Annotated in this window: 15 protein-coding genes; 7 read left to right on the forward strand and 8 right to left on the reverse strand. The window is 60.6% G+C overall.

Going from position 1 to position 15,386, the window contains the following annotated elements; translation table 11 throughout:
• Positions 1 to 116: 116 nt before the first annotated feature.
• From M6D32_RS13345 to M6D32_RS13355, 3 genes are all read left to right on the forward strand, one after another.
• Positions 117 to 560: a MaoC family dehydratase gene (locus M6D32_RS13345; protein ID WP_298256836.1), complete on the forward strand. Its 444-nt coding sequence runs from the start codon at positions 117 to 119 to the stop codon at positions 558 to 560.
• A 339-nt stretch (positions 561 to 899) separates the two neighbouring features.
• Entirely contained in the window at positions 900 to 1,187 is a 288-nt protein-coding gene (locus tag M6D32_RS13350; RefSeq protein WP_298256838.1) for a hypothetical protein, read from the forward strand.
• Positions 1,188 to 1,500: 313 nt separating this feature from the next.
• A complete protein-coding gene (locus M6D32_RS13355) occupies positions 1,501 to 2,412 on the forward strand; it encodes an amino acid ABC transporter substrate-binding protein (RefSeq protein WP_298256840.1) in 912 nt (303 codons plus the stop codon).
• Positions 2,413 to 2,423: 11 nt separating this feature from the next.
• Here the strand turns inward: M6D32_RS13355 and M6D32_RS13360 are convergent, their stop codons facing one another.
• The 3 genes from M6D32_RS13360 to M6D32_RS13370 all read right to left on the reverse strand — a co-directional run bounded on the left by M6D32_RS13360 (position 2,424) and on the right by M6D32_RS13370 (position 6,226).
• Positions 2,424 to 2,597: a hypothetical protein gene (locus M6D32_RS13360; RefSeq protein WP_298256842.1), complete on the reverse strand. Its 174-nt coding sequence runs from the start codon at positions 2,595 to 2,597 to the stop codon at positions 2,424 to 2,426.
• 676 nt (positions 2,598 to 3,273) lie between these two features.
• Positions 3,274 to 5,457, reverse strand: a complete 2,184-nt coding sequence (locus M6D32_RS13365; RefSeq protein ID WP_298256845.1) for a lytic transglycosylase domain-containing protein — start codon at positions 5,455 to 5,457, stop codon at positions 3,274 to 3,276.
• 112 nt (positions 5,458 to 5,569) lie between these two features.
• Positions 5,570 to 6,226: a L,D-transpeptidase gene (locus tag M6D32_RS13370; protein ID WP_298256847.1), complete on the reverse strand. Its 657-nt coding sequence runs from the start codon at positions 6,224 to 6,226 to the stop codon at positions 5,570 to 5,572.
• Between the two features lie 262 nt (positions 6,227 to 6,488).
• Between M6D32_RS13370 and M6D32_RS13375 the strand changes: the two genes are divergently transcribed.
• Together M6D32_RS13375 and M6D32_RS13380 are read left to right on the forward strand one after the other, a co-directional pair.
• The gene (locus M6D32_RS13375) at positions 6,489 to 6,842 is read left to right on the forward strand and encodes a hypothetical protein (RefSeq protein WP_298256849.1); all 354 of its coding nucleotides are present in this window, start codon (positions 6,489 to 6,491) and stop codon (positions 6,840 to 6,842) included.
• Between the two features lie 228 nt (positions 6,843 to 7,070).
• A complete protein-coding gene (locus M6D32_RS13380; protein ID WP_298257063.1) occupies positions 7,071 to 8,186 on the forward strand; it encodes a L,D-transpeptidase in 1,116 nt (371 codons plus the stop codon).
• A gap of 62 nt (positions 8,187 to 8,248) precedes the next feature.
• Here M6D32_RS13380 and M6D32_RS13385 read toward each other — a convergent pair whose 3' ends face one another.
• Together M6D32_RS13385 and M6D32_RS13390 are read right to left on the reverse strand one after the other, a co-directional pair.
• Positions 8,249 to 9,274: an ATP-grasp domain-containing protein gene (locus M6D32_RS13385; protein WP_298256851.1), complete on the reverse strand. Its 1,026-nt coding sequence runs from the start codon at positions 9,272 to 9,274 to the stop codon at positions 8,249 to 8,251.
• The gene (locus M6D32_RS13390) at positions 9,271 to 10,302 is read right to left on the reverse strand and encodes a putative zinc-binding metallopeptidase (protein ID WP_298256853.1); all 1,032 of its coding nucleotides are present in this window, start codon (positions 10,300 to 10,302) and stop codon (positions 9,271 to 9,273) included. Before M6D32_RS13390 ends, M6D32_RS13385 begins: the two co-directional genes overlap by 4 nt.
• A 465-nt stretch (positions 10,303 to 10,767) precedes the next feature.
• Between M6D32_RS13390 and M6D32_RS13395 the strand changes: the two genes are divergently transcribed.
• Positions 10,768 to 11,964 carry an XRE family transcriptional regulator gene (locus M6D32_RS13395; RefSeq protein ID WP_298256855.1) on the forward strand — a complete coding sequence of 399 codons (1,197 nt, stop codon included), beginning with the start codon at positions 10,768 to 10,770 and terminating at the stop codon, positions 11,962 to 11,964.
• Between the two features lie 2 nt (positions 11,965 to 11,966).
• Complete coding sequence (locus M6D32_RS13400; protein WP_366145834.1) at positions 11,967 to 12,479, forward strand: DUF4411 family protein; 513 nt, start codon at positions 11,967 to 11,969, stop codon at positions 12,477 to 12,479.
• Positions 12,480 to 13,289: 810 nt separating this feature from the next.
• Here M6D32_RS13400 and M6D32_RS13405 read toward each other — a convergent pair.
• The 3 genes from M6D32_RS13405 to M6D32_RS13415 all read right to left on the reverse strand — a co-directional run bounded on the left by M6D32_RS13405 (position 13,290) and on the right by M6D32_RS13415 (position 15,354).
• Positions 13,290 to 14,171, reverse strand: a complete 882-nt coding sequence (locus tag M6D32_RS13405) for a hypothetical protein (protein WP_298256857.1) — start codon at positions 14,169 to 14,171, stop codon at positions 13,290 to 13,292.
• Positions 14,172 to 14,420: 249 nt separating this feature from the next.
• Positions 14,421 to 14,717 carry a hypothetical protein gene (locus M6D32_RS13410; RefSeq protein WP_298256859.1) on the reverse strand — a complete coding sequence of 99 codons (297 nt, stop codon included), beginning with the start codon at positions 14,715 to 14,717 and terminating at the stop codon, positions 14,421 to 14,423.
• 79 nt (positions 14,718 to 14,796) lie between these two features.
• The gene (locus tag M6D32_RS13415; RefSeq protein WP_298256861.1) at positions 14,797 to 15,354 is read right to left on the reverse strand and encodes a septation protein IspZ; all 558 of its coding nucleotides are present in this window, start codon (positions 15,352 to 15,354) and stop codon (positions 14,797 to 14,799) included.
• Positions 15,355 to 15,386: the final 32 nt, after the last annotated feature.

The following is a 15,386-nucleotide window of genomic DNA, read 5'->3' on the forward strand; positions in this document are numbered from 1 at the left end:
CGGTGCGCTGCTGATCCGGGGTCCATTCGGTCCCGGGATATGGGTCCGCATCTGCGGTGCACCACTTTCGTGTCGCACCGCGTGCGGGACACGAGAGTAATTGGAAGGGGCGGCAGATGATCGAGTGGTTTGACGACCTCAAGGTCGGCATGCGCTTCAAAAGCGAGAGCAAGACCGTCTCGAAGGAGGAGATCCTGCGCTTTGCGAGCGAGTTCGATCCGCAGCCGTTTCATCTCGACGACGAAGCAGCGAAGCATACGGTTCTCGGCGGGCTTGCCGCTTCCGGCTGGCATACGGCGGCGATCGCCATGCGCCTCGCATTGTCGACCAAACCGTTCGGTCCACATCCGCTGTTCGGGGCGGGGGTCGACGGGTTGCGCTGGATGGTGCCGGTGCGGCCGGGCGACACGCTCCATCTCGAAGGCGAGGTGACCGAACTGATCCCTTCGAAATCAAAACCGATCGGCGTTGCTCGGGTCAAATGGACCACTTTCAACCAGAACGGCGAGGCGGTCTACACCTTCAATCCGATCGGCATCGTGCCGCGCCGGCCGGCATGAGCTGGTTGGGGATTCTATCTGCGGCGGACTATCGCATTTGCGTGGCGCTTTCTTTTCCCTCCCCCTTGCGGGGAGGGTCGGCGAGCTCGGAAGCGCTCTTGCGCTTCAAAGCGAGCCGGGGTGGGGGTTTTCAAAATGACCTCTCAATTCGAGCGCCCCCACCCGACCGTCGCTTCGCGCCGGCCACCCTCCCCACGCGTTCCGCGGGGGAGGGATAAGAAGGAACGGTTCAGGGCCAAGTTGCCTCCCGGTCACAGTCCCCTTTGCCCTTCTCAACGCCGCACTGCTGCCGTTCTGCCATGGAGTGATATGCTGACGTGCGAATCAGGAATCCGGATCATGAGTGCAGACAGCGACAGTCGGATTGCGTGGCACAGGGTTCAGCTCCGGAAAAACCGGGAAGCGTTGAAGGCGCTGGAGAACGCGCGCTTCACGTCGGGGGAAATTGCCGGACGCCGCAAGCAGACGTCGCACGCCATCGCTGACCTGAAGGAAAAGATCGCGGAATCGGAGCGCTGTATCGCCCTGCATGACCGCCCGGCCCGGCGGCCGCTCGCCACCGACTTTCGCAGCCTCGCCGGCGTGAACTGGAGTCATTGGAACGCCAACGGCGGCAGCGAGCGCTAGTCGGCGCAGATCTGATCTCGTCGCGCGCCCGGCAAGTGGGGACGCGCTCCCCGGACACAGCGCAGCGCCTTAAGCGCGTTCACGCGCGTCTTCGACACGCTATGGCGGTGCGCTGTTGATCCGGGGTCCATTGGCAGTGTGGGTCCCGCATCTGCCGTGCACCACTTCGCGTTGCACCGCGTGCGGGACACGAGAGTGCCATTGCCGCATCCGGCGCGTGCTCATGGCCGATTCACTCTTCTTCCGACTTGAAAAATCGGCTGATATCGCGAAGCATTGCCGTGAGCGGCAACACCGGCGATGGAGAATTCCTGTGCGCAAAGTCCTGTTCGTGGCGGCAATCCTGGCGGCGCTGGTGTCAGGCTGTGCAAGCGCTGAAGCCGGGGAACTCACCGGCACGCTCGCCAAGGTCAAGGAGCTCGGATACATCACCATCGGACACCGCGAGGCCTCGGTGCCGTTCTCCTACGTCGACGACAAGCGCCAGCCGGTCGGTTTTGCCATCGACATCTGCGGCAAGATCGTCGATGCCGTGAAGCGCGAATTGGAAATGGAAAAACTCGAAGTACGCTATCAGCTGGTGACGGCCTCGACGCGCATTCCGCTTCTCGCCAACGGCACGATCGATCTTGAATGCGGCAACACGACCAACAATGCCGAGCGGCAGAAGCAGGTCTGGTACACCAACACGCATTTCCTGACGGCGAGCCGTTTCCTCTCGCGGGTTGACGCCAACGTCCGGTTGATCGCTGACCTCAAGGGCAAGACGGTGGTCTCGCCCGCTGGTTCGACCAACATCAGGCAGGCGCTCGAATTCAATAACCGCTTGCACCTCGGGATGACGATCGTGCCGGCGCAGGATCAGGGCGAGGCGTTCCTGATGGTCGAGACGGGGCGGGCAGCCGCCTTCGTCCAGGACGACATCGTGCTCGCCGGCCTGATCGCGATCGCCAAGGACCCGAAGGCGTACATGATTTCCGAAGACGCGTTCTCGAAACCCGAGCCGTACGGAATCATGCTGCGCAAGGATGATGTGGCATTCAAGGCGCTCGCCGACGCCGCCACTTCCGCCCTCTACAAGAGCGCCGAAGGCCGGGCGCTCTATGCCAAGTGGTTTACGCAAGCCATCCCGCCGAAGAACGTCAACCTCAACATCCCGATGAGCGAGGCGATGAAACGGGCGTTCGAAAAGCCGACGGATTCGCCGGATCCGGCGGCTTACTGAGCGGCACGCTGTCAAGTCTCTGCCGCGGCTTCCAGCCTGATTTCCCCCGGCTGCTCCGCGACAAGATTGAGACGTGCGAGCTTTTCGATGGTGAACCAGTTGTCCCGGAAGATGGCGTCAGCGTCGATCCTGCTGACCGCGCGTATGGTGACGCTGCAGGCGTGCCGTGCGCCCGCGTTCGTCATCTGAAAATTGATTTTGAAATCCGCTGCCCTTCGGGCATGCGATAGCGATCGCTGCTCTCGGCGCATTCTGACGCTCCCCTGGCGCAACTCATTTTCCCCAAGTTGCAGCGGTGACTGTACGTTAGCGATTGGGAATCCCGTTGGGCGGGATTGGGGCGGCAGCAAGAACGATTGTGTTTCGTTTGGCTTTGCCGATGCGGCTTCGCGACTGTCCGCGCTAGAGCTGAGGTCCAGCGCGCCTCGTTCAGCTTGAACGACGTTAAGTCTTCGGCCGGTGCACGGCCGCGAAAAATAGTCATTTTTGGGAGATGTTCATATAAGCCGTCCACGCCGCGCTAGCCAGGAGCTGAGATGGATCGGTTATGCATACCCTGGCGACCTCAGCTATTGCCTCTTTTTCGGTAAAGTTCGGTTGGGCTTGTTCACTTGCCGCGGCAACATAATTGAGCCCTGACCAGAATCCAAAGATCCAGACGGTCCCTTCTGCTCGTGTAGCTGCTGATGAGCGCCAATGAGCGCATGTCGAAGCACCGACGCCACTCACATGGACTGCAACCTTCGCATCTTCCGCCTGAGCGATCGAAGAGAGCAAGCATGCTCCAAGCAGGAGAAACAAGATCGGTCTTGGCATGAACTATTTCCGGTAGCCGGGCGATTGAGGTCGGGCGATTGAAGGTCACCGCGACGAAGACGTTGGAGCTGCCAAAAGCTGCGCCGAGGTGGCTTCCTTCGAATCCGAAGGCGCGTGATCCGGCTCCGATGCAGCGGCGGCGGGGCTCTCAAATTGCGCGCGATAGACGTTGACGTTCTCGATCACGCGCTGGACATAATTGCGCGTTTCCGAAAACGGAATGCGTTCCACCCAATCGATCGCGTCCACCCTGGAATCGCGCGGATCGCCATATAGCTTTACCCAGTCTCGCACGCGGCCTCGGCCGGCGTTATAGCCGGCGAAGGCCATGATGTGCGAGCCCGCATATTCCTTCAGCAATGCGCTGAGTTCGGCCGCGCCCATTTGCGTGTTGTAAGCGGGATCGGCGACCATCCTGTCCCAGTCATAGGTGACGCCGAACCGCTTGGCGGTATCGCGCCCGGCCTCCGGCGTGACCTGCATCAGGCCGACGGCGTTGGCGGACGATTTGTCCTTCTGGTTGAACGCACTCTCGGTGCGCACGACAGAATAGATGATGCTCCGCTCGATGGCGGGGGCGATCGGGCTAAATTGCGGAATTCCGATCGTCGGGAACGCGTACCGATCGAACGCGAGCCCGCGGGCGAGCGCCAGCTTGCCGATCTGCAACATGGCGCGCGCATCGTTGTGGCGGCCGGTCAACTCGGCAAGCGCAACCAGCACGGCCACGTCGTTGCTCTGTTCGGCGAGGTTGGCGACCAACGACAGCACGACGTCGCGTTCGCCGAGCGTGTAAAGGATTTCGGCGGCCCGCACGCGTTCGTCGGCAAGCGTTGCGTCACTGACCGGGTCGGGCGCCCGCAGCTCGATCTCGCCGAGGTCGAGCTTGGCGCGGGCAAGCTGTCCATAATAGGCGGTGGGGTACCGGCTGGCGGCCTCGTAGCCGGCGCGCATCGCATCCTTCTGCCCGGTGGCTTCGGCAACGCGCCCTCGCCAATAATTCGCCCGTGCGAGCACGATCGGATCGACCGCACCGTCGTCTATATGTGCGAAATGTGCCCGCGCCGTCGCGGGATCGTTGCGGTAACGCAGGGCGATCCACCCGCACATGAAGTGGAAGTCGGCGCGGTAGTAGGCGCTGGCCGGCATGGCCGCATCGCGCACCACCTGGTAGGCGGTGTCGAACTTGCCCTGATCGAGCAGCTTGCGGGCGAGACTGCGCCGCTCGCGCCACCATTCATCGGTATCCTGAAGCGCCATGGTCGCAGGCTGGGCCGTCAGCATCAGGCGGGTTGCATCCTCGATCCGGTCGTGATGCGTCATCCAGCGGATCCGACAAAGCTTGTATCCGAGATCGCTGCGCGCTTCCGTCGCCACGTCGTTGAGCAGGTCGAGCGCCTTGTCGGTGTTGCCCGCGGCACAGGCCTTCACAATCGAGACCTCGTCGCTGCCGAGCCGTTGCGCAGCGCGCCTGGCGCCTGCAAGGTCCTTGGCGCCGATCCGCTTGTCCATGCGCGCACGATGGTCGGCGGGCGTGAGCAGGTCGCGGAACTGCTCGAATGCATCTGTTTCGGTGCGCTCCGTCAATTCGTCCGAATGCCACGCCTGCCGGACCAGCCTCGCGGCGCCGTCGCGGTCACCCTCGGCGAGCAGGACGCGTGCGAGCGCGAAACGGCCTTTGGCGCTGATCGGGTGATCGCCGATGAAGTTGCGCGTGGTGGTGGCGTCGGCGCGCTCCTGCCACAGGGCCGCTTCCGCCCGCTTGCGCATGAGTGACATGTTTGGCCAGCCGGGGCTGTCGGCGATGAATGCCGCGTAGCGGTCGAAGTTCGCGCGGCATTCCGCATGGCGCAGGATGAACCATTCGACAAGCCGCAGCGCCGCCGGATCGGCGATCGTTTTTTCGATGGCGGTCGCCTCGGAGATCCTGGCCTTGCGCGTCAGATCGATCGCATCCTTGACCGCGGCAAGATCGCCGGACAGCGGCGGAGCATCCGCGATCGGAGACGGCACGTCGCGGGAGGGGGGCGTTTTGTGTCGTTCGGCGCGGACACGCTTTGCATGTCTGTCTCGCTTGAGAGCCGCGCTATTGCGGTGATGCGCTCCGCTCGCTTCGTGCGACTTCTTGTGGTGTTGAGCCTTATGGCCGGCGCGCGCGGCGGCGTCGGTCGAACACAAAACGAGCGCCGCCCAGGTCAAGCAGGACAGCAGGCGCAAGCGCCGGTTCATTGCTTCGTCCCCCAAAATTGCCTCAGCGACCTCTCATCAACTAGTAGAGTGGATTTGACATTCGCTACCCACTTGGCCGCGGGTTCGTCAGGCGAATGTCAAATCCACTGCACTAGGTCCGCCCGTTAAACGCCCCCATCCGCCCACCCTGCCCAGGTGGGAGCACGACGACGGTCGTGCCCTGCTTTACCCGATCATACAGATCGATCACGTCCTCATTGGTCATGCGTATGCAACCGGAAGAAATGGCCTGGCCGATATATTCCGGTTGGTTCGTGCCATGTATGCGGTAGAGGGTGTCTTTGTTGCCCTCGTAAAGGTACAGCGCCCGCGCTCCGAGCGGATTTTCCGCACCTCCCGGAACGCGTTGCGGGTACGGACCAAGCCGTGCCTGAATTTCCGGCGTCGGAATCCAATCGGGCCATTGCGCCATACGGCCGACGGTCGCGGTGCCCGACCAGGCCATCGCTTCTTCTCCGACCGCAACGCCGTAGCGGATCGCCTTACCTTGCGGTAAGACGTAGTAAAGGTAGCGCGCGTCGGAATCGACGAGGATCGTTCCCGGTCTCTGCTGGTACGGGTAGTCGACGATGTGCCGGTGATATTGCTCGGGAATGCTCGCCTGCTTGTAAGGCGGGTTGGCCAATAACTGCCGATCCCTTTGAGTGAAGTTCGCGTCCGACATCGGGGACAGCGTCGATTGCGCGCAACCGGCGAGAACCAAACCCGACAACCCCACGAGCAACCACGCCAGTACGGATTTCGGCACCGTCTGCCCTCCAAAGCGTGACTCCGCATTATCTGCTGCTCGAATGGTGCAGAAATCAAGGCAAAAAGACCGCAGAGGACGAAATCACCGCTGATATCGGCAAGCTTCGGGATCGATGCGGCGGATGTTCACACGGGGTCGCGTAACCATCGAATTCGGCCGCATTTTCGACTCACTGCAACCAGATTTGCAGAAGATGCTACCTTCGGTAGCGTTGGGTTTTGTTTGATCTCTCATGCAATTTCAGTGCTTGAGGTGTTCAATGACAAGGCAGAATCGGTTGACTGTTTTCATCGCCTCCATCGCCACGATCGCATCGATCGACATGCTGGGCGCGCAAGTCAGGCAATGCAGTGCCGAGCGGCCGGCAGGCCAGCATGGCTATTGGTCTTATCGCCTGATCGATGGACGCAAATGCTGGTATGAAGGCAAGAGAATGCTTTCGAAGTCATTGTTGGCGTGGCCGCTGCATGCCCCGGTCAAAACACGTCTCGAAGTAGAACCTGCACCCCAGCTTCGCGACAAGCCCGGCGAACCGTTGGACGCAAACGCGTGGGACCGGAACGACGTCGATACTTTCGAAACGCGATGGCGCGCAATCAGCACGGTGCACTAAATTAGTGGTCCGATTCCAACGTTCGCTTTCAGAGTTTGCGGCCAGGCGGGTAGCGAATGTCAAATCCACTCCAACAGGCGTTGGTTTCACGGGGGAATGACTCCATTGGGACGGGGATCTGGAAGGAGGTTCAACGGTCCGGGATCGTCTGCAAGATCTCGCGTCAACGCCAGACGCATACGGGCGATATCGCTGGCAGCGTTTGCCGTTTGCCTGCTTACCCCTGACATTGCGCACGCCCAGTTTCCGTTTTGGCCCCAGCGGGGGTTCTGGCCGAGTTTCTACGCGCCGCACAGGCATAAGCACGCCCGGCATCTAAACCCTGAAACGGCAAAGAACGTTCGATCCGAGGCTCCAAAGGGACCGCTGCAGATCATCATTTCGATTCCAGACCAGCGGGTGTCGCTTTATGAGAACGACGCGCTGATTGCGCGCTCTTCGGTATCCACCGGAGTCCGGCTTCATCCAACACCTATTGGTGTTTTCAGCGTCATCGGCAAGCAGCGTTGGCACCGGTCCAACATCTATAGCGGCGCTCCGATGCCCTACATGCAGCGCATTACCTGGTCAGGAATAGCGCTGCACGCGGGTGTCCTGCCAGGATATCCGGCGTCACACGGTTGCATCCGCTTGACCAACGACTTTGCGATTCGGCTCTGGCATCTCACAAGGCGCGGCACGCGCGTGATCATCGCGCCTGACGATGTCCGGCCCGTCGAGATAACCAGTTCACGTCTCTTCAAAAGGAAGGTCCCATCCGCTCCTCCCGAACCACCGCTGACCACCGATCCGGGCAATAGCCTCGGAACAGCCGAGGTAGCTGATAGTTCGCCCGCATCGGTCGCCGGGGCGCAGGAAGCCGCCGGCATTCCGATTTCGAGCCCGCCTTCCGCCCCGGCGGTGTCACGGAAGAGTGTCCCTATCTCCGTCTTCATCAGCCGCAGCATGAGCAAGCTGTTCGTCCGCCAGGGCTTCTCGCCCTTGTTCGAAGCGCCGGTCAAAATTCAAAATCCGCAGGAGCCGATTGGCACGCACGTATTTACCGCCGTGGAATCCGCGGACGCCGGAGCGGATCTTCGCTGGATCGTGGTGTCGATGCCGTCCGAGGTTCATCCCGTGATCGGGCGCTCGGCCAAGTGGCGCGGGAAGCCGGAAAGGCAAATGGTCGGGATTTCCCTGCCGACGCCGTCACCCGACACTGCGCTCGAACGCATTGAAATCCCCCAGGACGCCATCGAGCGGATCTCTGAATTATTGACGCCTGCTTCGTCGCTGATCGTGTCGGACAGCGGGTTTAGTCGTGAGACGGGAAGGGACACGGATTTCATCGTCGTGATGCATTGAGCCGCACCGCTGTTGACCATCGAGCGGACGGCCCGTTTGCCGAAGGAATTCGCGGGCGTGCATCAGCCGACGGAGACGCCCGCCTTCGCCCGGCTTATGCCGAGCGTCAGAATGCGATTAAGCAGGGCTGGGTAATCCAGTCCGTCATGCCGTGCCGCCAAGGCGACTTCCTGGCTGCTGGCGATTTCCGGATTTGGGTTCGCTTCGATGAAATACAGCGTGCCGTCGGCCGCGAGGCGAAAGTCGATGCGCGCATATCCATCGAGGCCCAATGTCTTGTAGACGCGTTTTGCCGTGCGCTGAATGCGGGCGCGCAACTCCGGCGCAAGATTCTTGGCTGGCCCATCCACGATTCCGACGCGCTCCTGATAATCGGTATCGTGTTTGACCTTCTCGGTGGCGATGGCCTGGCCGCCCATGGTGCCGAATTTCAATTCCCAGACCGGCAGAACCTGTAACCGGTTGTTGCCGAGTACGCCGACATAGAGCTCGCGTCCCTCGATATATTGCTCGGCGATCGCGGCGGTTCCAACCCGCTCATGGATGAAAGCGACGCGCTCGGCGAGCTTCTCGTCGGTGTCGACGATGGATGCCTGCGAGATGCCCCGCGATCCGTCCTCGTTCAGGCTCTTGACGATCAGCGGCAGCGCAAGACGCCCCGGCCGTTTGACCTTGCGGCGCATCGGGAACACGGCGAAGGCCGGCACCGCGATCCGGCGATGATGCACCAGTGTCTTGGACAGATCCTTGCCGCGCGCCAGGATCAGGCCACGCGGGTTGCATCCGGTGTACGGGATCTTCATCAGCTCGAGAAAGCTCGGGATGTGCTGGTCATACACCGGCTCGTGGTGAAACTGCTCCAGCAGGTTGAACACCACGTGCGGCTTGAAATCGTCGATCGTCTCGCGCACCGGTTTGATTTCTTCCTGCACGCCGAGCGGACGAACGTCATGGCCGGCCGCGCGCAAGGTGCTCACGACATCATATTCTGTCTTCCATTCGTTGATTTCCCGCGTGCTGTATCCTTCGGTCGTCTCCGGCGGCATGAAGTCCGGATGCATGAGCACGAGAATGCGCAGGCGTCTCATAAGGCGATCCATTTCCGCCGCGACGGGCCGAACAGCGCATGCATGGTCTTGGCTGTCAACAGAACGGTGAAGTCGAGCACAAGCTTCCGTTCGGAGCCGACCGCACGCAGATCGAGCTCGCGGCAGCGCGAGATCATGTCGTCAAGCACGGCATCGAGGGTAAGCTGATTCTCGCCGGTCCAGCGCGCGACAAGCTGCCGGATGTGAGCGCGGTGTCGCCTGATGAAGCTTGAGGCCGGTTGCGAGCGGCGGTGCATTGGATCGGCGGAAAACAGCCGCTGGAGGTCGCGGTCGTAGGTCTTCGGTGGTTTGAAGGTGTAGAACGCCTGCTTTTTTGCGTAGTGATCGCCAAGCGTCTCGCCGAGTTCGTGCAGCGGATCGACACGCTCCCGGTTTGCGACCACCAGCCGCTCGCCTGCGATTTCCTCCATCAGCTCGTCGACATATTCGAGCTTCTTCAGCGCCGGCCATCCGGCATAGCGCGTCCGCCAGTTCGAGCGCGGCCGCAGCCACACCGCGAAGGTTTCGGCGAAATCCTCGTCCGGATGGCTCTGCGCATACCACAGCCGAAGATGCTGGACATATTGACGGCTGGCGGGATTGGGCCGGTAGTAGCGCGGGTAGTGTTTCGAGGACCGGCCGAATAATTGCTGCCAGCGCCGGCGGCGCTGCAATTGATAGCCGTGCTGGATGGCATGGCCCGCCTCATGACGGAGGATGGCCATGCACTCGGACCACGTGCCGCCCTCGACATCGAGCATCATCTTGTTCTCGAGCTTCATCAGGCGGGGATTGGTGAGATAGAAGGGGATGGCAATTCCGGGCACATTTCCCGGGCTGAACCATTCGCTCGATATCCAGGCGTGGGGCCGCAGCCGGATGCCCCGCTCTTCGAGCTCCGCATAGAGGGCGTTAAGACAATCCTCGAGCCAGGTGCCTTCGACCGTCACCCTCAGGCTGGAGAGCCGGCGCTTGAGCAACTGCTCGTCCGATAGCTTTTCCCAGGGGTATTTTTTCCGGCGGGGCATCAGGCAATCTGGAGGTCACGACAATGCGGTCGGCGGGATGGTGTCACAGGATTCTGCGGGTCACAACCGCCCGATATGAGTTGGGGCCGGCTAGGGGCTTCGTGTTGCGAGCGCGCGCCGGCAATTTGAAATGCCGATTCGGATTATCCGAAATTGTGCTTGACGGGGCGATAGACACAGGTTTATTGCGATTCGTATCCCGCCTTTGCTTGAGGGACGTTTCGCGATCGAGTGCGGCGCCTGGATGTCACGCGCGGGCATAAGATCCGGCGCGAGAAGCGACCCGTTGAGGTCGGGCGGGAAATACCGATCTGGAGCGTTTTCTTCCGGCCGTTCTGTGATTTTGGCCGTTAAGGATGCATCCCAGTATTGAGCCCGGAATGTTGAACTTCCCGAAAGGAAGGTAAGTTATCTTCCCTTGGTAGCCCCTCGCCAGCTTGCCGATCCTGTGCGAAAGTCCACAATATGCCTGACGTCAATCCAGATATTTTGGTTTGGGCGCGCGAGACCGCCGGTCTTACGCCGGAGGAGGCTGTAAGAAAGCTGGGCTTAAGCTCAAGCAAGAGCATGACCGGTGTTGAAAAGCTAGCCGCCTATGAGAAAGGTGTGCTCAGCCCGTCACGGCCACTACTCCTCAAGATGTCGCAGCAATACCGGCGTCCGCTCGTAGCTTTTTACATGAAAAGCAGGCCGGGACAGGGCACGCGACCAGAGGACTTTCGAAACATTCCTGACCGAGATCCTGACTCGGACATCCTAATTTCCGTTCTTGTGCGCAATGTGAGAGCGAGACAATCAGCAGTTAGAGAGATTCTCGTCGATGACGAATCGCCTGCACTGAAGTTTGTCGCGTCTAAGTCGGTTAAGGATGGTCCAGATTCAGTTTTAGAAAGCATCATCGACGTTACGGGGATTGGACGGGAAGAGTTTCGTGCGAAATCCACGCCGGAACTTGCCTTTGCTTACTTGAGAGCGAAGGTTGAGGCTGCTGGTGTTTTTGTTCTATTGATTGGCAACTTGGGCAGTCATCATACTGCAATTGATGCTGAGGCGTTCAGGGGCTTCGCTCTTGCGGATAAAATCGCGCCGTTCGTAGTCGTAAACGACCAAGATGCAAGAGCCGCGTGGTCATTCACACTAGTTCATGAATTGGCGCACATCTGGCTAGGCGCAAGCGGCATTAGTGGCAAGGTTTCAGATGCAGAGACCGAGAAGTTTTGTAACACCGTTGCCAATCTCTTCTTCCTCTCGGATACAGAACTTGACGCGCTAAAAATTGCCAATAGTTCGCCGCTTCAAGAAACTATTTCGACAATTGCGGACTTCGCGAGGAGGCGGCACGTAAGTGGATCAATGGTCGCCTATGGTCTTCTGCGGAAGGGCGTAATTTCGGTTGAAACTTGGCGAGCCATCACACGTTTTTTTTCTGCGCAATGGCGGAAGGGTCGGGACGCTCAAAAAGATCGAGAACAAGATTCGACGGGACCTAGCTACTACGTTGTGCGGCGCCACCGGTTGGGTCGTGCTCTCATGGAGGCCGTATCGAGGGCGTTAAGCGAGGGTACCTTAAGTCCTACGCGCGCAAGCCAAATCTTGGGCGTCAAGCCGCGAAGCGTTTCTCCGCTACTAAGCGATGAACCTTCCCGAGGTAGAGCGGCTTGAGCATGTTGTACTTGCTAGATGCAAACGTGCTCATTACCGCTCACACCCTCTATTACCCGGTCGACAGTGTGCCCGAGTTCTGGAGTTGGCTAGCCCATCAGGGCGCTGCCGGCTCTTTGAAAATCCCTATCGAGAATTTCGAAGAGGTAAAGGACGGAGGGACGGACGACGAGAAGGATCTGCTCTTTAGTTGGATTTCAGATAAGGGCATTCGGGACGCAATCGTATTGGACGCTCAAAGCGATCCGGCAACCGTGGGAGACGTGATTAGTCGAGGCTATGCGCCCGATCTTACAGAGGATGAACTTCTCACGCTCGGCCGAGATCCATTTCTCATTTCATACGCCCTCTCTTCTCCAAAAGATCGATGCGTTGTCACTACCGAGGTGTCTAAACCGACGCGGCAGCGACAAAATAGGCATATCCCTGATGTCTGCAATTCCCTGGGCGTTCTTTGGTGCGACACCTTTAAGATGACAAAGGCGCTTGGTTTCAAAACGGGATGGAAACCCTAGCTGGTCATCTGATCTCCCGAATAACCAGCGAGGTTCGTCGCACAGGTGGCAAGCTACGCTCCCTAACGTCGTCTCTCGACCGACGCGATGTCGCTTTCTGATTTTCCGAAATTGTGCTTGACGGCGCGGTAGACGCAGCAATAGAAGCGAATCATCCCGCCTTTGCTCGAGGGGCGTTTCGCGATCGTCACGAACGTGAGAAGCGGGGAGCGATGGACGCCTTTATCGCGACTGACGAGCGCGCGCGAGGCGGACGGTGAAGTCGTGTGGTTCTGGCGCCTCGACGCTGGCGTTAACACGGCGACAACGCTTGCGCGTTGCGCCGGGGATGGTGGCAAGAAAGCCCGATCACCAGGAAGAGCACGAAGGAAGCCGTTAAAACCACTCGCGCAGGGAAGGCCGGATCTGTTCGGCGTACCCGTGGTGACTAACTCGTATGCTTTCTACTTTCGCATACGAGGCTGCGGGTGTCACGAACACCCGGCCTTCCCTGTGCCCTCTGATTTAAGGAGGGACAACGATTTGGCATCGCCCGGACGAATCTCGCCGCGGGGAGGCGGAGGTGTGCCTTGAACGAGGTGGTTATTGTGAGTGCGACGAACCAATCCAGTCCCAGTTCAGTCATTCCGGGATGGTGCGTTAGCACCAGACCCGGAATCTCGAGATCCCGGGTTCACACCTAGCGGTGCGCCCCGGAATGACGGCGCGATTTTGGATCGCTTCGCTTACGCTCGCGATGACGCAAAGCGGAATGCGCTGTTTGAAATTCGAATAACGAAGCCGCTGTCTCGCGCCCGGCGAGCCGCGTGTTCATGCGACGTTGGCCTCGACGCTCTCACCCTCCGCGGCAAGCGCATCGAGATCGATGAGTTGCGGATCGTCGGGGCTGGGCTCTCCTTGCGACCCTTCGCTGCCATGAATGTGAATCAGCGTCTGCACGCGCCGGGCATTGAGATGATCCACGTGATGATGCCGCAGCGCGACCGGCACCAACATTTTTGGCAACTCCACCAGCACGAACGCCGGCGCTCTGCGCGCTTCGCCGCTCTCGCGCCAAAGCAGCGGGTTGAGCGTGTAGATCAATTGCCGATCGATCTCGTCAATTGGCAGTTGCTCGGGTTCGGCCGGCACGCCGGTCTCGATATTGGCGTTGCCGGCGCGGGTGCGTACCGCGGCGGACCGCAGCTGCCAGCAGATCAAGTCCGAGGCCGCGAGAACCTCCCGGCGCACCGCATCGACGCTGGTCGAAAACCTCGTCGCCTCCAGCACGGACGCGGGGCTTTTGGTGACGGCGTCCACCAGGGCCATGGCACTGGCGCCAAATCCCGGCGCGGCCTGCTCGATGGCGAGGGCCATGGTCTCGATCTGATCCGCCAGCCTGTCGCGCTCGCGTTGCGCCTTGGCCTCAGCCAATGCGCGCTCGGTCGAGGCGATCTGCTCGTCAAACTCCGCGAGTTCCGCCCGCAGCGCCTTGGCGCGCTCCTCGACGTCGCGCAGCCTGGTCTCCGCCCAGCCAAGCTTGTCGGCGGTCGCACCGGCCACTGCCAGCCGTTCGGCCGCGGCTCGTTTTTCCTCAACAACCGCTTCAATGGCGCTGACCCGGTCGGCCTGCTTCTGGCGGGCCGCACGCCTATCCCTGAGCGCAGTTTCGAACCGCTCAACCGGGGGGAGTTCTCGCTTGAAAAATGCCATCCAATATCCTCAACGCTCCGGACCATCCGCCGAATCAGCAGAGAATCATTGCGCCGGAAACTAGTCGGAAACTGGGATGACATTGCGGCCCGATTTGGCCCGGACCAGCCGATCCACGGGCCGCGCGTTCCCCGGACGCTGTGCAGCGTGAAACGTTGCACAGCTGATCCGGGGTCCATTGAGGGGAGTGGGTTCCGCATCTGCGATGCCCCACTGGGTGGCGCGCCGCGCGGGGGACAGGAGAGGGATTTACGCCCGCGTTCCCGTGAACGGGAAGCTGCCCATCGGGCCGATGCCCATTTCGCCGGAAATGCTGTCGCCGGAAACCTTGCCGGTGAATTCGAGCGTCAGCGGCATCGGGCTCGTGATCGAGACTTTCCAGGACAGATCGTCGCCATTGGCCTTGCCGTCGAAAATCTCGACCGAATTGCCTTCGGCGGATTGGGTGCCCGTGAGCGTGCCGCCTGAACTTTTCAGGCTCAGCGTTGCCTCACGGTCGCCCATCGGCGTCGTCATGGTGATGTTCCAGTTTCCGTCCGCGGCCATTCGCTTGGTCTCCAGCTGTTCTCGCGCCAAACCGTATAGCGTATCTTCCAGCTCAAGCCCAATGCCGGGAAACAGGTTCTCAGGCGTTGGCGGCGCGCTCGCGCCGGCGGCTCTGGATCAGGAGGCGGAAGGAGACATACTGGATGGCGAAGGCCGCGATTTTCGCGCCGACGGTCACGAAGGAGACGTAGATCGCCCAGAGCTTCATGTCGCCGGTCATCGCCACCGCAATGGTGCCCAGCCCCAGTGCGAACATCAGCACCGCCCAGGCAAAACCGGCGATGGTGACGTATTCTGGAATCGTCTCGGACACGATCGGCGGCACGTAGCGCAGCATCCAGCCGCGCTTGAGCATGATGGCGCCGATTGCAAAATGCGCGATCGAGGGTTTTGCGAGCACGAAGCGCGGGTCGTTGGTGAAGAGGGTGGCGGTGCCGAGCACGATGACGAGCCCAAGGCTCGCCCAGGTCATGAAACCGAGTTCACTGCCCTTGATGCGGGCGCGGATCGCCTGCAGAATCGCGCCGGCGATGCCGATCCCGGTCGCGAGCGCGATGTTGCCGGTGATGAAATAAACCGCTGCGAACAGGATCGAGGACAGGAAATCGGTGCCGAGCCTGACAAAGACGTCCCGCATGGTGTTCTCCTTCGAATGAGCCAGCTCCGCGC

The sequence above is a fragment of the Bradyrhizobium sp. genome (genome assembly GCF_027307225.1).
GTDB lineage: Bacteria > Pseudomonadota > Alphaproteobacteria > Rhizobiales > Xanthobacteraceae > Bradyrhizobium.